General features: G+C 52.4%; 18 protein-coding genes. 3 read left to right on the top strand and 15 right to left on the bottom strand.

Annotated elements, in window-relative coordinates; translation table 11 throughout:
• Positions 1–27 precede the first annotated feature (27 nt).
• From dndE to IAI51_RS19740, 9 genes are all read right to left on the bottom strand, one after another.
• Entirely contained in the window at positions 28–375 is a 348-nt protein-coding gene (dndE, locus tag IAI51_RS19780) for a DNA sulfur modification protein DndE (RefSeq protein WP_187679979.1), read from the bottom strand.
• Positions 375–2,372 carry a DNA sulfur modification protein DndD gene (gene dndD, locus IAI51_RS19775; protein ID WP_187679978.1) on the bottom strand — a complete coding sequence of 666 codons (1,998 nt, stop codon included), beginning with the start codon at positions 2,370–2,372 and terminating at the stop codon, positions 375–377. The genes dndE and dndD overlap by 1 nt, the downstream gene beginning before the upstream one ends.
• A gap of 1 nt (position 2,373) precedes the next feature.
• Positions 2,374–3,996 carry a DNA phosphorothioation system sulfurtransferase DndC gene (dndC, locus tag IAI51_RS19770; RefSeq protein ID WP_187679977.1) on the bottom strand — a complete coding sequence of 541 codons (1,623 nt, stop codon included), beginning with the start codon at positions 3,994–3,996 and terminating at the stop codon, positions 2,374–2,376.
• Positions 3,989–5,077 carry a DNA sulfur modification protein DndB gene (dndB, locus tag IAI51_RS19765; protein ID WP_187679976.1) on the bottom strand — a complete coding sequence of 363 codons (1,089 nt, stop codon included), beginning with the start codon at positions 5,075–5,077 and terminating at the stop codon, positions 3,989–3,991. The genes dndC and dndB overlap by 8 nt, the downstream gene beginning before the upstream one ends.
• A 538-nt stretch (positions 5,078–5,615) precedes the next feature.
• Positions 5,616–6,089 (bottom strand): hypothetical protein, encoded by a 474-nt coding sequence (locus IAI51_RS19760; RefSeq protein ID WP_187679975.1) that lies wholly within the window; start codon positions 6,087–6,089, stop codon positions 5,616–5,618.
• A 379-nt stretch (positions 6,090–6,468) separates the two neighbouring features.
• Positions 6,469–7,212 carry a TraX family protein gene (locus IAI51_RS19755; protein ID WP_187679995.1) on the bottom strand — a complete coding sequence of 248 codons (744 nt, stop codon included), beginning with the start codon at positions 7,210–7,212 and terminating at the stop codon, positions 6,469–6,471.
• Positions 7,209–7,646 carry a YqaA family protein gene (locus tag IAI51_RS19750; RefSeq protein WP_187679974.1) on the bottom strand — a complete coding sequence of 146 codons (438 nt, stop codon included), beginning with the start codon at positions 7,644–7,646 and terminating at the stop codon, positions 7,209–7,211. Before IAI51_RS19750 ends, IAI51_RS19755 begins: the two co-directional genes overlap by 4 nt.
• Positions 7,647–7,658: 12 nt before the next feature.
• A complete protein-coding gene (locus IAI51_RS19745; RefSeq protein ID WP_187679973.1) occupies positions 7,659–8,795 on the bottom strand; it encodes a nickel/cobalt efflux protein RcnA in 1,137 nt (378 codons plus the stop codon).
• Between the two features lie 7 nt (positions 8,796–8,802).
• Positions 8,803–9,102 carry a metal-sensing transcriptional repressor gene (locus IAI51_RS19740; RefSeq protein ID WP_187679972.1) on the bottom strand — a complete coding sequence of 100 codons (300 nt, stop codon included), beginning with the start codon at positions 9,100–9,102 and terminating at the stop codon, positions 8,803–8,805.
• A gap of 514 nt (positions 9,103–9,616) precedes the next feature.
• Here IAI51_RS19740 and IAI51_RS19735 point away from each other — a divergent pair.
• Positions 9,617–10,354 (top strand): HupE/UreJ family protein, encoded by a 738-nt coding sequence (locus IAI51_RS19735; RefSeq protein ID WP_187679971.1) that lies wholly within the window; start codon positions 9,617–9,619, stop codon positions 10,352–10,354.
• Positions 10,355–10,366: 12 nt separating this feature from the next.
• The gene (locus IAI51_RS19730; RefSeq protein ID WP_187679970.1) at positions 10,367–11,032 is read left to right on the top strand and encodes a transmembrane anchor protein; all 666 of its coding nucleotides are present in this window, start codon (positions 10,367–10,369) and stop codon (positions 11,030–11,032) included.
• 686 nt (positions 11,033–11,718) lie between these two features.
• On the opposite strand, the gene IAI51_RS19725 is transcribed toward IAI51_RS19730, so the two are convergent.
• From IAI51_RS19725 to IAI51_RS19700, 6 genes are all read right to left on the bottom strand, one after another.
• Positions 11,719–12,201, bottom strand: a complete 483-nt coding sequence (locus IAI51_RS19725; RefSeq protein WP_222944218.1) for a protein kinase — start codon at positions 12,199–12,201, stop codon at positions 11,719–11,721.
• Positions 12,191–14,167 (bottom strand): integrase, encoded by a 1,977-nt coding sequence (locus tag IAI51_RS19720; protein WP_187679969.1) that lies wholly within the window; start codon positions 14,165–14,167, stop codon positions 12,191–12,193. The genes IAI51_RS19725 and IAI51_RS19720 overlap by 11 nt, the downstream gene beginning before the upstream one ends.
• Positions 14,164–15,738, bottom strand: coding sequence for a site-specific integrase (locus tag IAI51_RS19715; RefSeq protein WP_187679968.1), 1,575 nt, complete (start codon positions 15,736–15,738; stop codon positions 14,164–14,166). Before IAI51_RS19715 ends, IAI51_RS19720 begins: the two co-directional genes overlap by 4 nt.
• Positions 15,739–15,740: 2 nt before the next feature.
• Positions 15,741–16,958 (bottom strand): site-specific integrase, encoded by a 1,218-nt coding sequence (locus IAI51_RS19710; protein WP_187679967.1) that lies wholly within the window; start codon positions 16,956–16,958, stop codon positions 15,741–15,743.
• 209 nt (positions 16,959–17,167) lie between these two features.
• On the bottom strand, positions 17,168–17,692 hold the full coding sequence (locus tag IAI51_RS19705; RefSeq protein WP_008081898.1) for a single-stranded DNA-binding protein: 525 nt from the start codon (positions 17,690–17,692) through the stop codon (positions 17,168–17,170).
• 9 nt (positions 17,693–17,701) lie between these two features.
• Positions 17,702–19,099: an MFS transporter gene (locus IAI51_RS19700; protein WP_187679966.1), complete on the bottom strand. Its 1,398-nt coding sequence runs from the start codon at positions 19,097–19,099 to the stop codon at positions 17,702–17,704.
• Between the two features lie 191 nt (positions 19,100–19,290).
• On the opposite strand from IAI51_RS19700, the gene uvrA reads away from it, so the two are divergent.
• On the top strand, positions 19,291–22,125 hold the full coding sequence (uvrA, locus tag IAI51_RS19695; protein ID WP_187679965.1) for an excinuclease ABC subunit UvrA: 2,835 nt from the start codon (positions 19,291–19,293) through the stop codon (positions 22,123–22,125).
• Positions 22,126–22,159 lie beyond the last annotated feature (34 nt).

Below are 22,159 nucleotides of genomic sequence, written 5' to 3'. Positions count from 1 at the left end.
CTAGACAATTCTACTCTGGCTCGCTAGTTAAAGTGCGCTGGCTAAGCTCTTCAAGTTTCGGTGAGTTCGAAGAGCTGATATTCCATCGCTGACGTGCGCGGCCCATGCTTTGACTAGAAGCTTCTGATCAAAGTTCGGATAGCGCAGTTGCAGCAGAAGTTCGGTCACCAAGGCTGTATCACCTAGCCATGTGACCTTATCTAACACGAGTGAGCCATCAAGTTTTTGATCATCGGGTTCGTACCGAAAATCGGTTTCTATGGAACGGAAGAACGCCAGCCTCGCCGCCACATTCGGCGTAATGCTGGTATATCCTTTGAGTCGTTTCAGCTGCTCTTCAGTCTCGCCGTTTAGCTGCATTCTATTCGGCAACATTATATCACCTCCGAAGTAGCGCTAGGCCAAAAGTAACCTGGGCTTAATCGAGCAGACTTCGTAACACCATCAAAATTAATTTGATAACTATGCGACGTATACTTTGAAAGTTTATCTACATAGTATTTTTTTGTTACTTCCGTATCGGTAGATAGCAGTACAACTTGATGGCTCGCTGACGGGAAATAATTTTCGATAAGATTGTCTCTATGATGGGAATCTAGACGCCCAAGAGGAGTATCGATAATAACAGGTAGCTGACGACCGGATGTCTTGGCAAGCGCATCTAAAATTGCCACTGCGTAAATTTGTTTTTCGCCCGCCGATAAAGAACTTCGATTTACGGTAGCACCCTCATCATCTATCAGCTCGACATCAAAGGTAGACGGATTAATTCGTGCGCTGATCCGAAGATCGTCCTTACGAGCCAATCGCTGATAGGCCGCTACAAACATTTTCTCAAGTTTCTTTACTCTTGCTGCCGTCAGTTCTACTGCATAACTATCCAAAAGACTTAAAGTGCGTTCGGCATTGTCAACGGCAGTGGTGGAATTGTGCTGCGACCTTCCCTTATCGTGCAGTTTCTGTAGCTTCTTGGCACAATCCAATTGATCCAATAAAGCCTTACGAGATTTCACAAGCAGGTCTTTATATTCAATCAACGCTTTTTGATATTTTTTATCAAGTTCACGGATATGTTGAATAGCGCCAACAAGCTGTTCATCGTCAGGTGCACGCTGAATATTGCTGGAAGCTTGCTCCAACGCATGCTCTGTCTGTTCCAGTGCAGTACGGGCGTCGTTAAAACGTTGCCAGGAATTTTTACTTTCAGTGTTGACTGTTCTATGAAGGACACCTAGTTCGCGCTCCGAAATATCGAGTAACACCTGCCCTTCGGGCTGACTGCTCAAGTACCGTGTAAATTCATTTTCTACGACTTCCATTAAAGCCGACTTTGCTGAAAGAGAATTTATTTCTGGGTTTTTTTTTAGTCCATTAATGAAAGAGCGTAGTTCTGTAGAAAAAATAGTACGCTTTTTTACATCCGATTCCGTGTCTAATTGTTTGAGTAATCCACTTAGTGCGGTTGGGGCCAAGGCAAATGGTAAAGTCCCCTCCAATTCATGGCGTATTATCCTCTCGTGCTGTGTCTTTTCTTTTAGCAGCTCGTCCACACGCACTTGTTCTTGGGCCTTACTCGAAGCAAAAGCACCTCCTTGTGTGGCTAGGAGGCTTTCTTGTTTTCTAATATCATTTGAAATAATCTCCAGTGAAATTTTTGCCAAATCTGCGGCATATCTGAAGTTTTCGGCACTCTGACCAAACCTAATACTTTCTTCCTCCAATTCTCTGATTTTATCTTGGTGCTCAATAGCGGAAGTTTCTGTAGTTTGGCGCTTTAAATATATCGAGAGATCGCTTCTCAATTTTGAAATTAGGTCTAGCCCTAGCAAGCGGCGTACGGCTGTTTGTAAAACGCGACCGGATTCGTCCTCAGCTAAGGATGCGATTTTTTCCCCATCGAAAAAAAACAGATCAGCAATGCCGTTAGGTATTAGCTCATTTAAGAAACCTTGGCACTGCTCGTAGTTCAACTCGCTTAATATCTTGTTATCTTGAGACAAGATGAGGCTGTCTTTCTCTCCTCTGTTCCACTTGCGGATCACTTTGAAAATCGATTGCTCGCCATCTTTATTGTAGGTAAAAACTAATGAAATCGACGCATGCTGTGGTTGCTCTATTGAACCATTTCCGTTATGTACAAAAGAGTTCAGCTTATCAACGTAGTCTTGATTTTGATGCATACCTTCAAAAGCCATTCTCCCGTATAAAGCGAGCCGTATGGCTGTAAGTATTGAGGTTTTTCCTGCTCCGTTAAGCCCTCCGAACAATACAATAGGTTTGGAGTCAGTTGCACTGCTTCTAGGTTCTAGATCAATTTCATGAACCCCTTGAAATACTCTAAAATTTTCAAGGGTTAAATATTTAATTATCATATCAAATTGCCCTAGAGTCCGCAGCCGCGTGTAAATCTGCTTTCGCTAGCTGATCTTGAATATTTTTGATTTCGTTTTCGATATCATTTATATCCAATGCGTGAATATCCTTTTGATGGCGCTTCTGAAGAAGTACCTGGTTTTCTTCGATCTGCTCAAGAGAACCCCAGTCTTTTTTAAGAATACTGTCTATTTTGTCGAAAATTCCATGGCGCCGGCTTAACCCTTCCATCGAAACTTCAAGTTCAATAAGCTTCATAACCATTTCACTGCTGGTATCGAACTTATTGGACACGTCGCTGAGCAGTTCGGCGTCATAAGTATCGAAACGAGATTGATCATCAATGACCCAATCTAGATTTCGCCCATATACACTTCGATAAATTTCAGGCAGTTCATCTGTCCAATCTGGCTCGTTTGGATCTCTCAACCATTGCTGACGAATTGCATGCAATTCCGGCTCAGTAATCAGACTGATTACATGACCATCATCATTTAGTTTTTTTTCAAGAGCTAACAGCTCTTTTAGCCATTGCTTTCTATATTTTAACCAGTAGGGGCCAGGGATGTGCTTGCGCTCGGAGGCTAAATCGTCCCCTTCTTTAGCGTATTGATAAGAAACTTTGCCATTTCGTCGCTTATAATTACGATACGTATCTTTCTGTTCCGGCTCGGTAGTTTTCGCTAGCACATCTCGGAACTTCAACAATGGCAGCATCCAATCCTCACCATTTTGAATAAGATTCTCCATGGCTCGATCTTTAGTTACTACCGTACAAGTCCAGCACCCAAAGCGAGAGTTTCCACAGGAAGGAGTACTCTCGTCGATAACCAACGGACATTCACCCTGACCCGAGGAGTGCATGTATAGCGTCCACAGTGGGCGGTTGTTGCCACCCCATGGCGTTTCCCATTCGTCAATATCTTGCGCTGAATAGCGAAAGGCACCACGGAGGAGCTTCCAAACCTCCTCCGTATTCCAGCAGTCGATAGGAGTATAGATAAAGGCATTCGCCAAAGTCGTATGTCGCGCTAGCCTAGAGCCGTCAATTTTATGCTTTGCTATTACCTGAGCCCTTGACGCGCTCTCATCGCTTCGCGCTCCGAGAAGGACTATAACTTCATCAAATTGGCTTATCTTTTCACGGATAAAGTCACTTACCGGATCAATTTTCATCCGCTCCGTACACCACCGAAAACTACGGCTTGGCGCAGGATAGCCTTTGCCCAAAAGGTTCACCCAAAAAGTATCGTCAGACTCTGGACTCACAGTATGCTGAGATATTGGCAGCTGATCTCTTTTAGCTGATTGTTCAATAAGCAACATACTACTTTTTATCAAGTCCACAACGACTGGCGTTTCAACAAGGGTATCAGATGTAATAATGAAAACATGTTTAGTGCGTAGATCAATTGGTAGTCCGAGCAGAGCAAGATAGACTAGTGTCACTACCGCAGAGGAGTCTTTACCGCCACTATAGCCAATGATCCATGGCCTAGAGTCCATGCAATACATTCGCTGAACTTCGCTAATAGATTCTGCAAGTGGTTTCCCGGCAAACTCTTCTTGATTTATAAAATCTTCGTAGTCCGCCAAGTCGTAAGCAAAAGCCAACTTATTCATTTTTTAAAACCTGTTCTTCAAGCATTATCTCTTCTGTTGAAAGCGGGAGAGATAATGCATTTTTGAGTGCATTGCAGGTAAGGCGAATGGCTGAAGTTGATTTGCTCAGCTTTCCATGCGTCATTGTGCGGCGTAACCATTCAGGGTTGGTCTTACGCCAATCAACGTTCCGTATCTCGGCTAAATCAACTTCCCATGTGCCAGGGTTGCTACTAATTAAACTGCGACCCAACAAACCCAAAGCGTGCAGACCTACCGCGTGGGCATGTACATATTCTTGTCTAAGATGTGCTGGTGAGACATCTTTACGCATGGCCATTTGCCAATCGGGCATATGAGCACACAAGGTTTTCCAGAACTTTGTAGCGAGTATTGCTTCATCTTCACTGTACCCGTCTTTTGGCCCTTTTCCCAAAAGTGAACGTGTCGCCTGTTTTATACTGCTCAAAGTAAATAGTTTACTAGACAGCGCGGAAACGCTTGACCGCTCCATTTCTGTAAGACCAACAAACGGCTCAGTTGTCTTCGCAAGAAAGCGAGCTAACTCCGACGATGGATCGCGGTGATCATAGAGCGTTGCCAATGAGGGACTAGGTTTAATTGCATGTTTGTTCAAATCTGCAAACATTTGCTGGCTGCGTTGCAAACCTTCATCTACAAAGAAAAGTACCGGAATGTTGTCTTGTCCAAGTTCAGGACGCTCTTGAAGAGCTTGTTCAATTGCTTTACGACGGTGTTGTCCGTCGTTGATTAAAATTTGAGCATCCATAGGCACGCGAAGAGTTCCCAGGTTTTGGGATTCCGGATACTCCTCAAACGCGATTTCTACAGCTATAGATGCGGTAAGGGCTGAAAAAACATAGTCATCAGGATTATCGAGAAGATATCGAACCATCTCAGGTATTCGAGTCTTGTTCAGTGTGCGCTGGGCCCTTAGCTCAGGTGGAACCTCAGTCTCATCGAAGCTAAAAATTTTCGGAATGATCCGCATCGGGCAAGTCGCAATATAAAAAGGGCGACCAGCCTGTACTCCCCGCACTGCGGGAAAGGAATAGCAGTAATTGGCATCGATTGGCTTCATCGTTTCCCACAGGTTTTGAGATGCAGCTATGTCATAGATTCAACATTTTACCTTTTTCTACGTCATTTTTTCACGTAGTTTTTTTTAATTTTGACGTAATATTCGGTGTTGCAAAAGGCTAATTTCACAAATCCGATAGCTTATGAGTGGTGGAACCTTCTTCTCGAAGGTAAGGAAGTACGACGCGTAAAGGTTCCTGATTGACCTGCATGACGGTAGTGAAAGACAGGGCCCCAGACCCACGGCCTGCTGAATAGCTCAGATTGCCTTTGATAACACTACTAACTGTGTACAGAGGAACCGTTGTGCCTCCTCGCTCATCAAGACGGCAATCCGATTTCGTATAATTCCGTAGAGGAGACGCCGGGGGCTAGCGCTTTGGTCGTTTGACGTACCCACAACCGTCGCCCCCCCTAAGTGCATCTCAAACGCGTGCGGATGCTTTTTTGTTGCCATGGGTACTGGAGTCGAATGCGGCGTCAGTTTAGTGATGTTCGCGATCAGCGCGCATAGATGCGCATTCAATTCGGCAATGTGATCACCAATCGGGCTCAGGCTCTGTACCCAAATGGATCGACATCACCAGCGCACGTCGGTAATGCAAAGGAATGGCGTTCAACTCTAAGGCCAGTAGTCGGTCGGCCGCACCGACCAGGGCGTCAATCCGCTCTCGCGGCACGGCTATGTAAACAATCAACCGGGTCCCGCTCGCCGTCATAGACCCTATTCCTTTGGGCGGGGCTATATCCTGCATCAATAGGGGATCCGCGTAGAACTGACACTCAACCTCTGGGTATTTGAAACTCTCCGGATAAAGCACCTCCCCCCTCAGTGTTAGGACCATATGCTCATCGTAATGACCATCGTTAGCCCTCAAATTATCGGGCAGAGCCAGGCTTAATGACCAGGTCAAATCCCAACCCGATAGCTTGATTTGATAGATGGTTCTTTGCGTTTCGAGTTTCGAGTGGCCTCGTCGAGCATGTGATTTCTGCTTAACTTTACGGGTCATAGTAGCCTCCACCGTGTCCTGTGAAGCGGGGTAGACAACTCCCGAGCCTGGCCCTAACAGCATAGGCGGAATGACAGCCGGGCCGCCGCTCTCAACTCTCTCATGTTGCTTCACCTTTTTACCTTCGCTCCTGTTCATCCTCGCGGATGCGGTGGCAGGTGGTGCACTGGCGGTCAGTATCGTGATTTAGCGTCCAACCAACCCATGACCAAGAGTCGATCAAGCATACCCACGAGAATCTACCGGGCGATCACACGCACATCCACGGTCAGGATGGTGCGGGTCACGAACATCCATACGTGATCGACGATCAGCATCGGCGATGGCCCAACAAATGATCGTAAGCTCTTAAGATTTGCTAAGGCTGGTTGGTCAGCCTTCAAATCAGAAACCGTAGCGCTTGCAGTGCGGCAAGGTGCCCCGGATAGAACCAGTAGCCCCATTGCCGCACCGGCCAGACGTTGAAGGTAAAGGTCTGACGCAATAGCCAAAATCCGATCAGGGGAGCGGCGAACGCCGTGCTCAAGGCCACCAATGAATACACTTCCAAGTCCAGCGCCCTGGTTACGATGCTACTCCGAGTATTGCTCAATAGGCAGAGAGCCGCTGGCAGCAGCCAAAGAACACCGGGGCCTTTAATTGCTATTAAGACAGCCGCTGGAACAAGTGCACCGTAGAAACCGTACATCAGTAGATCATCCAGCACGTAGGCAATCGCGGCGGCCATCAGCGCCATAGCGCTGCTCGACAGGGTGCGATGTTGCCATCCCCAAGCAATCACCAGTCCCAATGCCAGCGTCACCAACACGTTGAATGATCCCGAGGTGGTGATGTAGCGATAAGGCACTTCTGAAATGGCGGCAAACACCAGCATCAACGCAAGGTAACGCCCGTTCGCCGCCGTCAGCAGCTCACCCGGTTTCGAGCGCGCTACGTTGGCCGCAATGGCGACACAGAAAAGCGGAAAGGAAAGTCTCCCCGGAATGAACAGGTTGCTCATCTCGGGCCACACCAACCGTAGGTGGTCGATAACCATCGTCAGCATCGCCAGCCACTTGATCAGATCCAAGCTACTGCTTCGACTTTTTAGCGGGGAATGCACAGGCGTATGAGCAGTCATCATGCCCATCCCAGAGTGGCTCCGGTCAGCACGAGATAACGCGCGCCCTTGGCCAAGGTTACGATCAGCAGAAAACTCCAAAACGGCTCGCGCATTACGCCAGCAACGACCGTCAGCGGATCGCCAATGATGGGCACCCAGCTCAGCAACAGTGACCAGCGCCCGTAGCGCAGATAGAACTGCTGGGCTTTTTCGAGCTTACCCTCGCTCACCGGGAACCATCGCTTGTGGCGAAATCGCTCAACGGAACGGCCCAGAAGCCAGTTCATTGCCGAGCCAAGCACGTTGCCAACAGTGGCGACCGCCAATAGCGTAGAAACAACGTACCGGTCGGAGAGCAACATCCCGACCAGTACGGCTTCAGACTGCATTGGCAATAACGTGGCGGCACCGAATGCCGCCACGAACAGACCAATGTAGCTCGTGAGTTCAAACACGAAAGACTTGCCTCAAGGGTTCAGGCCGATCCAGCCATGGAAACCCACGTACAGACCAACACCAATGATCAGCACGCTGGACAGGTACGGAGCACGACGAGCCACGGTGCCCAGCCAAGGCCAACGGTTGGAGGCCTGCTTAGCACCAATTGCCGCCGCAGCACCTACAGTGACCAAGGTGAGCGCCAATCCGATGCTGAAACATAGGACAAGCATGCCTCCCAGCGCGACTTCTTTAACCTGAAGACATAGCAACAGAACGGTAATGGCTGCCGGGCAAGGAATCAGACCGCCAGTCAGGCCGAACATAACGATCTGGCCCGTGGTGACCTCGCGATTGGTGAAGCGCTTGCGGATATCGTTGGCATGCGCACGTTCATGCGCATCCTGGTAGCCATCAATCGACAACTCTAAGCCTTCCAATTCGGAATGAGCATGCCCGTGATCGTGTTCCTGATACTGGAGATCGTAATCATGGGAGTGACCTGCATGCCCAAGACTCAAGCGAGCACTGAACTCATGTGGTTCCGGAATATCGACCGTCGACTCCAAGAAGCCGTCGCGCTCAACGAAAGAGAACGATTGGCTGCTACCGTCCGGACGAGTAGTCATCAGGCGAACATCTGTGGCTGCCCAGGAGTGTCCGGTGAGTGTCTTCACGCGCCAGTGCGGCGGCATGCCTTCCTCGAAGATCGACAGCTCGATGCGGCCATGGCCGGTATCGATTCGATGGGTCTCATCATGATGACCATGGTCGTGCTCGGCGTGGTGATGATCATCACCTTGCTCGAACTTGAACATCTGCTCGCCGCGCCAAGTACGCCAGAGCATCCATAGCGCAATCACGATAATCAGTGCAGAAGAGGCAAGCTGGAAGTACGGCTCAGTGGTTTGCGCATCCAGGCCTTTGCCCAGGTACATGCCGCCGATGGCGACCAACCACACCACTGCGGTATGCGACAACGTCGCGGCCAAACCTAACAAAACAGCCTGTTTGACCGAGCCACGGATGGCCACGATGAAGGCCGCCATCATGGTTTTGGAATGTCCCGGCTCCAGGCCATGCAAGGCGCCGAGCAGGATCGCGCTCGGGAAATACAGCCAGGCGTGAGCCCCGCCTTGTTGCAGCAGTTCAGCAAAATTGGGCATGACAGACCTAGAGGTACTTGGTGATTTGCTTGAAAGCTTCCAGTGGTGCGCGCTCGCCATTGCCTAGCGCCGAAACGGTGTCCTCCAGGCAGTGATCAATGTGATCCTGGATGAGCGTACGTTTTGCCTGGCACACTGCTTTTTCAACCGCATGCAGCTGCTGGGCGATGTCCACGCACTCACGACCCTCTTCGATCATGGTGATGATGCCGCGTAAATGCCCATCCGCCCGTTTGAGACGTTTGATGATCGCCTCATGACTTTGGTGGGTGTGGGGATGGCTGTGTTCGTGTTGGTGCTCACTCATGACTTGAGCCTCAGGCCTCAATGAATTACGCTGGCATCCTATCCCCCCTAGGGGGATGCGGTCAAACGCGTAAAAAGCCCTATAAACCGAGTTGAAACCCTAACGCCATGTTCAGCAGAACACTGACAACTACGGTGGTAATCGCGCTTGCTCTCGCCATGTTGGTGGCTTGGGCCGGGCATACCTATTCGTTATCAGTGGCGTCGAAACAGCCAGCCTGGGAGATCACGCAAGACGCCCATCACTCCCACGGCGAAGAGGCTTCATCCAGCGATTCGAGTCTTTCAGATCACTACCATTCGCCATTGACCCCTGATCACCAGCACGAAACACCGCAACTCACAGCGGCGTTGATGCTGGCGACATCCCCAATGCTATCCATCCGGGTCGATGCGCTTCGACACTCTGTTCCCCTGCCGCCGATATTCTTAATCGAGCGCCCACCCCGTCCCTCGTTCGCATCTTGACCTTGGCCGCACTGCGGCCTTCGATCTCTGCAACGTAGGATTGATATATGCATTCGTACTCGATGAGCGGCGTCGGCGCGTTTACTGCGCCTTTGCACCGCCCCGTATTGCTGTTGTTTTTACTTGTCGCTGCACTTTTCCTGGGAATGCCCGAGGCGATGGCTCACGCCGTCGCGGAAGGTGACAAAGGCTTCATCCAGGAAAGCTCCGGCGTCATGTTGCTGCCCTTCATTTACATGGGCGCCAAGCACATGATGACCGGGTACGATCACCTGCTGTTTCTGTTCGGGGTGATCTTCTTCCTCTATCGCCTGAAAGACGTGGGGCTGTATGTCACGCTGTTCGCTGTAGGCCATTCGGTCACGCTGCTGCTTGGCGTACTTACAGAGGTCAGCATCAGCTCGTACATCATCGACGCCATCATCGGCTTCTCGGTGGTGTACAAGGCGCTCGACAACCTGGGCGCATTCCAGCGCTGGTTCGGTTTCCAACCCAACACCAAAGTGGCCACGCTGATCTTCGGCCTGCTCCATGGTTTCGGTCTGGCCACCAAGATTCAGGAGTACGAGATCTCTCCTGATGGCCTGATTCCGAACCTGATCGCCTTCAACGTTGGTGTCGAGATCGGCCAATTGCTGGCCCTCAGCGCGATCCTCATTCTGATGGGGTATTGGCGTCGCACCGGCAGTTTCTGGCGCCACGCCTATACCGCCAACGTCGCCATGATGAGTGCCGGTTTCCTCCTGATGGGTTACCAGATCACCGGCCTGTTTGTCTCCGCGTAAGGAATTCTGACCATGTTTAATACTCCGCTTCCAACCGTTAATGAATTGCCTAGCACTCGCAAACTGGTGCGTTCGACTGTCATTGCCCTGCTGACTGCGGTCGGCCTGCTGGTGACAGTAGTCATGCCCTCGGAATATGCCATTGATCCTACGGGCGTGGGCCGCGCGCTGGGACTGACCCAAATGGGCGAACTGAAGATTATCCTTGCCCAGGAAGCTTTAGCGGACGCCGCGCCACCTCAACCAGCTACTCCAGCTACTCCAGCTACTCCAGCTCCAGCTCCAGCTCCACAGGTTGCGCAAGTCCAGCCTATTGCGAAACCTGTTGCCCAGCCGGCGTCCACATCCACTTCAGCTTTGAAGACGAATCAAATGAGCGTCACGCTGAAGCCAGGTGAAGGGACGGAAATAAAGCTCGAAGTCCTGAAGGGCAAGTCTGTCAGCTATGAATGGACAGCGGTTGGCGGACCTGTGAACTTTGACACCCATGGTGAGCCCTACAACGGTGAAAAGGGTTACTTCCACAGCTACAACAAAGGCAAGCAGGTCAAAAGTGATAAAGGTGAATTCACCGCCATTTTTGACGGCACCCACGGTTGGTTTTGGCGTAACCGCAGCAATAACGACGTGACCATCGCACTGAAAACGACCGGCGATTACTTGAGCATTAAACAGTAATTCAAAACAGCGATGGCTGTCCTGCTGCCGAAGATTCAGAGTTCAGCCCGCCCCCAGACCATTTATTTCACCAACTTTTGAAGAGCCTTCCATGAAAACTCCAACCACGCTGATTCGCTCGATGCTCCTGATCTGCTTCCTAGGCCTGATGACTGCCTGTGGCGTTGGCGAGGAAGGCGCAACTTCTGAGAGCGCTGAGCACGGACATTCACACGAGTAACCCCCTAAAAAACAAGGCCGCAAATGCGGCCTCGTTTTTTCTGCGTGACGAAAATTACTGGCCTCACATCCTGCAAACAAATGACTGCTTTGAGTCGATCTCTGCCGGTCATGCCCACGAATCGTGCTGGTCAAGTCCGATGCAAATGACTGGTCAGGTCGGATGGAAATGGGTGGGCAAGTCTGTGCAATTAGCCAGCTCGCCCATGCAATCATTCGGAATGCGGGCTTCACGCTCGACTCGATTTGCGGCCCTTCGTCGAAGGCCACAGTAGGCCGCTCTATCGGTCGACGCTGCGGCGTCTGCTGGCTTCGTAGAATGCTATTCCCCGCTCTCCGAAGAGCTGAATTGTGATGAGGGCGACAATGGGCCAGATAACGCCATCAGGTATTTTAAAGCCCCCCAAGCAGACCTCCCCTGCGCTTTATACAAAGTCCTAACTACGTCGATTCCCCCCTGATCAACTTCACTCTGTCGGGGGGATTTCTTTATCAAACGGTTTCAGAATATTGTCGGCGTCCCGAGCAGTCCCCCCCTTAACACCACCGGGAATTGGTCTATCTATATGGCTTACCTGGAACCCTTTCACGCGAAGGTGGTACGCAATGCGTTGCCATCGGGCCCGCCATTTAATTTCTCTTTCCTCATAAATAGCGAGCTGCCCCTTCAGCCTATCCAGCTCGGCCTGGAGGGTTTCGTTATTGGCGACGGCCTCTATCCTTGTCTTTGCCAGCCCGCCCCGCAGTGAAATCTTCGCCGCCTGGTAAGCTGCCTTGATTTCAGGGCGTGCATGCAGTGCCTGGCGGGAGAAACCGGAGAGTTTTTCCAGTACAGACCAAGTGAGTTCGCCAACCAGTACCCCACTCTGCCAACGTTCTAACTCACGCAAAATAATCCGGACATCCACCTCATCAATACGCTTTGAGGTCGGCTTCTTTTCAGATTGCATGTGCGAGCGCCTCCGCCTTTAGGGCCTGGATGTCAACTTGGAAATCAGCCAACTGCTGTTCCAACACACCTATCTTTTCCTCAATAATTTTCAACCATTGCCCGCTTTCGCCTTTTCGCTTGGACGCATACTTCTGCTGGGCGGTCTCGTAGTGAACCACTTGAACTTTATACATCCGCATCACCTCATCACGAGCTGACTCACTATCTTTGAGCCACGAATACTCATCGCACTTGCTCTGGCACTGCACCCCCTTTGGGCAGGGGCTCTGCGCAAATACCCGCGTACACATTCCAGGCCCTAGGTCATGGACCGCTTTGACACGAGCGATCAAAAAAGCCTCCTGGCGCTCTACTGGCAGCGACTCGTATGTCTGAGCAATAGGACCACCGACCTCTCCCAACTTGATTTTTTCACGGTACATCAAGGCTTTTTTATGGGGACTGGTGTGCTGGTAGACCTTGGTATCGCGGGGATTGCTACGGTTAAACCATTTGGTCTGCATCAGATCGCTGAGACCACCTTCGTCAAGCAGGGTGTTGAGCGTGTGGCGGAACTGGTGGGTTGTAAATCGAGCTAGTGCGTCGGCCGAGTGATACTGCTTCACCAACTCGTACATATCATGTTTGATGAAGCGATGAAGCATCGCATGAGTCACGGGGAGCGCAATGCAAGGTGTGTATGCTCCAGAAGATGTCCCCATGTGACGTAGGATCATCATATCCTCCGGAAAATACGGCTTCCCTTGGCGGTCCACCTTGAGAGGTTGAACATAAGTTGAATCAAAGAGACTCTTACAGTAATCGACGAAAGCAGATCGATTCGTACCATGAGACGGATTTGCCGGTCGAATCCCCTGTGAAGTAAGTTTGTCCGGATAGGGCACAGTCAGTCCCTGCTTCCTTATCCAACCATTTGTACCTACCAGATTTGGAAAGCCCAGCGCTAAAAAATCCTCCTTATAAAAGACATAATCCGTTGGATACTTATCCAAAAAGCGGAGGTCAGGTCCATTGGCTCGCCGCATTTCAATTGCGGTTGCACGAGCCGCCTCGCTCAGCACTCTAAACTCGGCCAAACAATCCTCAATGACCCACTCCGCCTCCGTCGGGAGCGGAACACGATCCATCACGTCGGCCCCATCCCCTCTGCTCGCCTTACCTGGAAAGATCCTTACAAATCGCTCACCATTAGCAAAGCTACCAACCTCTTGCAGCGGAAGCAGCGCCAGCTCACTGAATCGCCGCCCCAAGAAAGCCAAGAAGGTCAACATAACAATGTAAAGCCGATACTTATGGTTCTCTGGGACTTCTTGATAGAGGGCTCCCAAAGCCTTCAGTACTTCCGGGCTGACCATCTTATCGGCGACGGTCTGCTCATACTCCGCGTCCTCTAAACGACGTTGCTCTCTCCCATTCACTTTCGTCGGTCGTTTAAATTTTGAATATTTGTATTTCAGCGAAACATTGCAAAGGCGATTTGCATCACACAAATCGGCGAACTCCATAACCGCCTTATGCAAATTGTAGGCTGTCGACTCCGCATATTGGTCATTGATGGCGTCACATGCACGCTCAAGTATCTCGATATTCAGCTGAAAAAGGTCGGTGTCCCCTGCGTTGTGAGCGACAAAAGCAACAGCCGAAATAAAGTTTCGTTGATTCGACATCATTTGACTATTGCGGTGAAAGCGTAAACACATGAGCGCCTTGACCGCATCATCCCATGACCCCGTCAGCGGCGATCCGCCCACCGACGGGTGAAAACAGAAGTTAATCTCTGCCGGCCCGGGACGCTTACCTGGGCTCTTGGTAAGCCTGCCCGCCTGGATCAGCCACGTGGAGCTATTCCAATCGACCGCCTCGAAACCTTCTAACGATAAACGCTTTGCACGTTCAACGAGTGCCGAAAGGTTGCTCCAGCGATCTTGCTCAAGACGAGAGATGAACGGAACAACTTTTTTCATGCCATAACCCCAGCTACTCGCGATTCGCACATTTGGATCACCTGCTGAACGGCAAACATGATCTCGTCCAACTGCACGGCTATCTGTTTATCTCCAGTTGCAAGCGCCTTAACTCGCCGCTGATAGAGAAACTCAAACACTGCCTCGTGATCCGCATCCATATAAGCCTGAAACTTAGGACACTTGTAACAAGAATATGGTGGATATAATTGACACAGCGCATCTAGGCCACACACACCAATCTCTTCGTACACATCCATACAGGGAATTAATTTAGAAGCATCGTCGGAATTAATCAAATCATCGTCACGCGAAACCAATTTACCCTTAAAGTATTTCGCCAGCTGAGAGTAATAGGTGAAATAGGCCTTATCCAGATGCTCGACGATTTCACCTGCCAGCTCAAAATAAACTTCAACATGCTGCAAATCAGAATGATCCAGAATATAAGCCAGCTCCTTCTTGCTTATGCCATCCAGTACCAGGTTTGTAGCCAACGTGTAGCGTAGGCGCCTCGCATTAATAATTAATGGCCGCTGAGTGAGTGGGGAAATAATCTGATGGCGTCGAACAAAGGAGCGAATAAGCTCAGACAGATAACTCGATGGATAAATGAACAGTTGGTCAAGACGACCTGATCGGAGCGCGGGCTTATTCATCAGCTGATTGATGAACAAGGGGCGATCATTGCTAATCGGTCGGCCATCAACCGTGGTCTCACAGGGTATTTTCTGATTATAGGCAATCAGATCCAATATGTACCCAGCATAAACGGTCGGAATCGGCACCTCTCGAAGATCGGCACGCGGATTTCTTAACCGTTTTTTAATTCGCGGATACCGAATCACCCATGTGGGAGTGTCCGCCTCAGGTGTAAGATTGACTAAGTCCGCCTCCCACAACAGTGAAAGGTTGGCAGGGTTTCTTCCATGCGCAATGAACAGCGCCAGCGCCGCACGTTCCTGCAATGCCTTCAACTCATGTGGGCAAGGCGCAGCCAAAGCATTGATTAACAGCTGAAGCTCCAGTGCCCGGTTCAACGGCCCCTTGGTAGGGTCCTCATTTTTGACCGCCTCCCCCTTTGGATTACCTGGAATCCGCATTGAGTCCAATTCCAAAGCATAGTCATCACAAAAACCTAACTCAGGATAATGCTCAGCGCACCATACGTACCACTGAATTGGTCGATAAAGCATCCAGAGTTTTTTCTCCCTCTTATACTTATTGATCGCCAATTCAAAACAAGAGATCAGCTCATCCTTAAATCCATCACCATCGTTCAATACCCGATCTTTTAGAACATACGCCCAACACTCGTCAAAAGTCATTAGAGCCGCATGACAAGAAACCGTCCTAACGCGGTCAAGACAATAAAGCTGAAGAGACCTCCTCGCAAACTCACTATTAACCAGGGAAAACCGAGCAGTCCCCTGAGAGCGCATCGCATAAGGCAGATGCCAATCGCCAACTCCCGCGTTTAAAGTATGGCCTTCAGCGGTAGTTACAACAGACGGAATAGGTTCCCATTGATAATCATCGAACAACTGCGCGAGGGCGAGAGATGAGTTCAAATTCAAAACTCCGGAATCAACAATTCTTCATGGTAAGTGCGCAGACTTTTTTGTCCCCGCCTGATGGCTTCCTGCCTAACATATGGATCTTGAGAGGAGAGGCTAGAGTCACCTCTAAGGCCTGCCAGTATCTTCTTGCGCTCCTCTTCGCTGTAGCCATCAGTGCACAGTTGACGCTCCGTCCGCGTGGAAAAAGTATGGCGCAGCATGTGCGCGGAGAGCGTTCGGGGCAGGGAGACAGGGAATCGCGCACGCAAAATGCGGAAATACTGAGCGAGTGAATTCAAATGCAGTGGCGCGCCTTCGTCAGAGACGATTAAGTAATAATGATCGTCGGCATCCCCAGCCTCCATCATGGCTTCGCGATGCACCTCAATATACTCCGCCAGCTCTTTAGCGAAGTTAGGTTCATCAATGGGCAATTGGCGCGCCAGTCGTTTGACCTTGGGCCTGGGCCTTCGTGTATCTCTTGGATCATCAGGGCGCCTGACAACGCAAATTTCCGAGATACGCCCAAAGACGATATCTTCCAACCGTAGACTGAGAAGCTCTCCAATGCGCAGCCCATAGCGAAGCATGATCATCGAGCAAATGTAATTTCTGAAACGAACGTGCTCATTGACGCCATATGCGTTTGGATTGCGATAAGACACAATGTCTTTGAAACTGGCCAACTGAGCGTCTTCGAGGTCTTTGACTAGGGCGGTTGATGAACCCGGATCTGAGACAAAAGAACGCGCAAAGATCCCGTTAACGTGTGCCTTATGCTCTTGGACACGCAGGTACATTGGATCTTTGCTACTTAGCTGGCCCAACTCCAAATCGAAGCTATAAGAAAAGAAGGCATTGACGGTTGTCAAACGCTGGTTGAAGGTTTCCGCCGCCACAGGCTCCAACTTCCATTTAGGCGCTCCGTCCGGGCAGATACTCTGCTCTCCAGGTCGTTTCACCGAGTGACGCAGTCGTTCGACCAAGCTGCCTTTCAACTCAGCCTCAGTGAAGCTCCACTCAGAGCGAATCCGCGCCACAAAGTCGATCCGACGCTCCTCTAGCCAACTGACCAGGATGGCAAGCTCACGGGCATTTCTCAGGAGGGTATTGGTACTACTACCGCGTCGCGATAGAAGCCACTCATTCGGAGCCGGATCAGGCAAGCCATCCGCCCCTAGGATCATCGGCAAGCGTTCACCAGTCTCCTGCTCCACCATGACGACTTCCATCACCACTCCTTTACACGACGGTTATATAAAATCTTTTTACTTTACGAGAACCCCCTATGGCAAATCTTTTTTCATTTTCAAAGTGTAAAGCAAAAGCCCCGATCTCTTTACAAAGATCGGGGCTTTCTTTTTTTGGCTAATGCTTTGTTCTTAAAAGATTTTTATCAAAAAAAACCCATTAAGATCTTTGCACTCTTCTCTTATGAGGGTCAGAACGGGATATCGTCATCAAAGCTGTCGAAATCCGGAGCCGGTTGCGGTGCGGCCTGCTGTGGAGCCGGGGCCGAACGCTGCTGTGGAGCCGATTGCTGCGGGCGCGGAGCCTGCTGACGTGGAGCTGGAGCGGACTGCTGGTAGTTGTTGCCGCCGCCTTGTTGGTCGCCCTGTTGTGGACGGCCGCCGAGCAGTTGCATGGTGCCTTGCATGTCGACCACGATCTCGGTGGTGTAACGCTTGATACCGTCTTTTTCCCACTCACGGGTCTGCAGCTTGCCTTCGATGTAGACCTGCGAACCCTTACGCAGGTATTCGCCAGCGATCTCGGCAACCTTGCCGAACATCGACACACGGTGCCATTCGGTCTTCTCGACCTTCTGACCGGTTTGCTTGTCGGTCCACTGTTCGCTGGTTGCCAGACTCAGGTTGGTCACGGCGTTACCGTTAGGCAGGTAGCGAACTTCGGGATCCTGGCCGCAAGTGCCGACCAATATGACTTTGTTAACCCCACGGGCCATAACGTTCTCCTAGGCTTCGCAAGCAGCCCCGGCCGGGTTGTTCACCAGGCGTTCGAGGGTGTCGCGATCCACTAATTCTTTGTCCAGTTTGATGTAAACAGCCGCTTCATCAGCAACTATCACTGCATCTGTTACCCCCACGAGGGCCTTGAGGCGCTCGACCAGACCCGCTTCGCGGATCGCCTCGGGCGACAACGGCAAGCGTAGGCTCGTCACGTAGGGAGGTTCGCGCATGGTAACAGCAAAGGCCAGCCAGATGGCAGCCAGACCGGCACATCCGAGGAACACAACCGACAGACCGCCATGCTGAAACAACCAGCCGCCGAGTATCCCGCCGAGTGCAGAGCCGAGGAACTGACTGGTGGAATACACGCCCATGGCCGTGCCCTTCCCGCCCGCCGGTGAAACCTTGCTGATCAGCGACGGCAATGAAGCCTCCAGCAGATTGAACGCGGTGAAGAACACCACCGTGCCGATCACCAGAGCCCGCAAGCTGTCACCGAACTGCCAGAAGAATAGCTCAGTGAGCATCAGCGTCATGACGGCGCCGAGCAAAATTCGTTTCATTTTGCGTTTCTTCTCGCCGTAGATGATGAACGGGATCATGGCGAAGAAGGAGATCAGCAGCGCGGTCAGGTAGACCCACCAGTGCTGCTCCTTGGGCAACCCGGCTTTTTCCACCAGCGCCAAGGGCAAAGCAACGAAGCTCGACATCAGCATCGCATGCAACACAAAGATGCCCAGATCGAGTCGCAGCAGATCCGGATGCTTGAGTGTCGGCATCAAGGCCTGACGCGCCACGCCCGATTCACGGTGCTGCAACGGCCCTGTGGATTTCGGCACCATGAACATGATGATCAGGATGCCTACCAGCGCCATCGCGCCTGTGGCAAGGAACAGTCCGGACAAGCCGAAAGCGCTGGTCAACAAAGGCCCGACCACCATGGCCACGGCGAACGAAAGGCCGATGGTCATGCCAATCATGGCCATGGCTTTGGTACGGTGCTGTTCGCGGGTCAGGTCGGAGAGCAACGCCATGACCGCAGCGGAAATCGCCCCGGCGCCCTGCAGGATCCGACCGGCAATCACGCCCCAGATAGAATCGGCTTGAGACGCCAAAACGCTGCCGAGGGCAAAGACGATCAGCCCCAGGTAAATCACCGGACGACGGCCAATGCGGTCGGAAATGACCCCGAACGGAATCTGAAAAATCGCCTGAGTCAGGCCGTAAGCGCCGATTGCAAGACCGATCAGGGCCGGAGTCGCTCCCGCCAGATCCATGCCGTAGGTCGCCAGTACCGGCAACACCATGAACATGCCAAGCATACGGAAGGCGAACACCAGGGCCAGACCGCTCGCCGCGCGGGTCTCGCTGCCACTCATGCGTTCGCTGTGGAGATCGTGCATGGAAAAACCTCGTGTGAACCGGCGGCGATTCTACCAGTCCCATCGGAAGACGGGGTATATCGCGACGCTATGACGCGTATAGATGAAACACTCTTCATGCAGGGTAAAAAACGCTTCGCTTGATAGTGTGCATCCATCCAGTATTTGCCCGTATACTCCTACGTTTTCGACGCCCGCCGAGCGAGGCCACTTTGGACAAGATCCTGATACGTGGGGCCCGTACCCACAACCTGAAGAACATCGACCTGACCCTGCCACGGGACAAACTGATCGTCATCACCGGCCTGTCCGGATCCGGCAAGTCGTCCCTGGCTTTCGACACACTGTACGCCGAAGGTCAGCGCCGCTATGTCGAATCCCTGTCGGCCTACGCCCGGCAGTTCCTGTCGATGATGGAAAAACCCGACGTCGACACCATCGAAGGCCTGTCGCCGGCGATCTCCATCGAACAGAAGTCGACCTCGCACAACCCGCGATCCACGGTCGGCACCATCACCGAAATCTACGACTATCTGCGTCTGTTGTATGCACGCGTCGGCACGCCGCGCTGCCCGGATCACGACATTCCACTGGAAGCGCAGACCGTCAGCCAGATGGTCGACCTGGTGCTGGCCCAGCCGGAAGGCAGCAAACTGATGCTGCTGGCACCGGTGATCCGCGAGCGTAAAGGCGAACACCTTTCTGTTTTTGAAGAACTGCGCGCTCAAGGCTTCGTCCGCGCCCGGGTCAACGGCCGCATTTGTGAACTCGACGAGCTGCCGAAACTGGATAAACAGAAGAAGCATTCGATTGATGTGATCGTCGACCGCTTCAAGGTTCGCGCCGATTTGCAGCAACGTCTGGCCGAATCCTTCGAGACCGCGCTGAAACTGGCCGATGGCATCGCCCTCGTGGCGCCGATGGACGACGAGCCGGGCGAAGAAATGATCTTCTCCGCACGCTTCGCCTGCCCGATCTGCGGCCATGCGATCAGCGAGCTGGAGCCGAAGCTGTTTTCCTTTAACAACCCTGCCGGCGCCTGCCCGACCTGCGACGGTCTGGGAGTGAAGCAGTTCTTCGACATCAAGCGGTTGGTCAATGGCGACCTGACCTTGGCCGAAGGTGCCATTCGCGGCTGGGACAGGCGCAACGTCTATTATTTCCAGATGCTCGGCTCACTGGCCTCGCACTACGGTTTCAGCCTGGAAGTGCCGTTCAACGAACTGCCGGCCGATCAGCAGAAATTCATCCTGCACGGCAGCGGATCGCAGAACGTCGACTTCAAATACCTCAACGACCGCGGCGACATCGTCAAACGTTCGCACCCGTTCGAAGGCATCGTGCCGAACCTGGAACGCCGTTACCGCGAAACCGAATCGGCGAGCGTGCGTGAAGAGCTGGCCAAATTCCTCAGCACGCAGTCCTGCCCGGATTGCCGTGGCACCCGCCTGCGTCGCGAAGCACGGCACGTGTGGGTCGGCGAGAAGACACTGCCGGCGGTGACCAACCTGCCGATCGGCGATGCCTGCGTGTACTTCGGCGAACTGAAGATGACCGGTCGCCGTGGCGAGATTGCCGACAAGATCCTCAAGGAAATCCGCGAGCGTCTGCAGTTTCTGGTTAACGTCGGTCTCGATTATCTGTCGCTGGATCGCAGTGCCGACACCCTGTCCGGAGGCGAGGCGCAGCGGATTCGCCTGGCGAGTCAGATCGGTGCGGGCCTTGTTGGCGTCCTCTACATCCTCGATGAACCGTCAATTGGCCTGCATCAGCGCGATAACGACCGGCTGCTTGGCACGCTCAAGCATTTGCGTGACATCGGCAACACGGTAATCGTGGTCGAGCACGACGAGGACGCTATCCGTCTGGCTGACTACGTGGTGGATATCGGCCCGGGCGCCGGTGTGCATGGCGGGCAGATCGTTGCCGAAGGTACGCCAGCCGAAGTCATGGCACACCCTGATTCTCTGACCGGCAAATACCTGTCGGGGCGGGTCAAGATCGAAGTTCCAGCCAAGCGTACGCCGCGCAACAAGAAGCTGACCCTGTCGCTCAAGGGCGCGCGGGGCAACAACCTGCGCAACGTCGACCTGGAAATCCCGATCGGCTTGCTGACGTGCGTAACCGGCGTGTCCGGCTCGGGCAAGTCGACGCTGATCAACAACACGCTGTTCCCGCTGAGTGCAACCGCACTCAACGGCGCCACGACGCTGGAAGCGGCGGCCCATGACAGCATCAAAGGCCTGGAGCATCTCGACAAAGTCGTCGATATCGACCAGAGCCCGATTGGCCGCACGCCGCGCTCCAACCCGGCGACCTACACCGGACTGTTCACTCCGATCCGCGAACTGTTCGCCGGCGTGCCCGAGTCGCGCTCCCGTGGTTACGGCCCGGGGCGTTTCTCCTTCAACGTCAAGGGTGGTCGCTGCGAAGCCTGCCAGGGCGATGGCCTGATCAAGGTTGAAATGCACTTCTTGCCGGATATCTACGTGCCGTGCGACGTGTGCAAGAGCAAGCGCTACAACCGCGAAACCCTTGAGATCAAATATAAGGGCAAGAGCATCCACGAAACCCTCGAGATGACCATCGAGGAAGCCCGGGTGTTCTTCGACGCTGTGCCGGCGCTGGCGCGCAAGCTGCAGACGTTGATGGATGTAGGGCTTTCGTACATCAAGCTGGGGCAGTCGGCGACGACCCTGTCCGGCGGTGAAGCGCAGCGGGTCAAACTGTCTCGTGAACTGTCCAAGCGCGATACCGGCAAGACGCTGTACATCCTCGATGAGCCGACCACCGGCCTGCACTTCGCGGATATCCAGCAACTGCTCGATGTATTGCATCGCCTGCGCGACCACGGAAACACTGTCGTGGTGATCGAACACAACCTCGACGTAATCAAGACGGCCGACTGGCTGGTTGATCTCGGACCGGAAGGCGGTTCCAAAGGTGGGCAGATCATTGCAACCGGCACGCCGGAACAAGTGGCCGAGATGAAGCAATCTCACACCGGCCATTACCTCAAGCCGTTGTTGATCCGCGACCGGGCTTAAACTCCAGGCACGAAAAAGCCCCTGTCACTTCATC

The sequence above is a fragment of the Pseudomonas sp. N40(2020) genome, from assembly GCF_014472415.1.
Lineage (GTDB): Bacteria > Pseudomonadota > Gammaproteobacteria > Pseudomonadales > Pseudomonadaceae > Aquipseudomonas.
The sequence above is the reverse complement of the archived record's forward strand: the minus strand, read 5'-3'. Positions and strand labels throughout refer to the sequence as shown.

Bases quoted from the DNA above. Each gene is read 5' to 3' on its own strand.
- IAI51_RS19735 (WP_187679971.1), top strand. From the start codon at position 9,617: ATGCATTCGTACTCGATGAGCGGCGTCGGCGCGTTTACTGCGCCTTTG.
- IAI51_RS19745 (WP_187679973.1), bottom strand. From the start codon at position 8,795: ATGCCCAATTTTGCTGAACTGCTGCAACAAGGCGGGGCTCACGCCTGG.
- IAI51_RS19740 (WP_187679972.1), bottom strand. From the start codon at position 9,102: ATGAGTGAGCACCAACACGAACACAGCCATCCCCACACCCACCAAAGT.
- IAI51_RS19710 (WP_187679967.1), bottom strand. From the start codon at position 16,958: ATGGAAGTCGTCATGGTGGAGCAGGAGACTGGTGAACGCTTGCCGATG.
- dndE (WP_187679979.1), bottom strand. From the start codon at position 375: ATGTTGCCGAATAGAATGCAGCTAAACGGCGAGACTGAAGAGCAGCTG.
- dndB (WP_187679976.1), bottom strand. From the start codon at position 5,077: ATGAAGCCAATCGATGCCAATTACTGCTATTCCTTTCCCGCAGTGCGG.
- IAI51_RS19730 (WP_187679970.1), top strand. From the start codon at position 10,367: ATGTTTAATACTCCGCTTCCAACCGTTAATGAATTGCCTAGCACTCGC.
- IAI51_RS19755 (WP_187679995.1), bottom strand. From the start codon at position 7,212: ATGATGACTGCTCATACGCCTGTGCATTCCCCGCTAAAAAGTCGAAGC.
- dndC (WP_187679977.1), bottom strand. From the start codon at position 3,996: ATGAATAAGTTGGCTTTTGCTTACGACTTGGCGGACTACGAAGATTTT.
- IAI51_RS19725 (WP_222944218.1), bottom strand. From the start codon at position 12,201: ATGCAATCTGAAAAGAAGCCGACCTCAAAGCGTATTGATGAGGTGGAT.
- IAI51_RS19760 (WP_187679975.1), bottom strand. From the start codon at position 6,089: ATGACCCGTAAAGTTAAGCAGAAATCACATGCTCGACGAGGCCACTCG.
- IAI51_RS19720 (WP_187679969.1), bottom strand. From the start codon at position 14,167: ATGAAAAAAGTTGTTCCGTTCATCTCTCGTCTTGAGCAAGATCGCTGG.
- dndD (WP_187679978.1), bottom strand. From the start codon at position 2,372: ATGATAATTAAATATTTAACCCTTGAAAATTTTAGAGTATTTCAAGGG.
- IAI51_RS19705 (WP_008081898.1), bottom strand. From the start codon at position 17,692: ATGGCCCGTGGGGTTAACAAAGTCATATTGGTCGGCACTTGCGGCCAG.
- IAI51_RS19700 (WP_187679966.1), bottom strand. From the start codon at position 19,099: ATGCACGATCTCCACAGCGAACGCATGAGTGGCAGCGAGACCCGCGCG.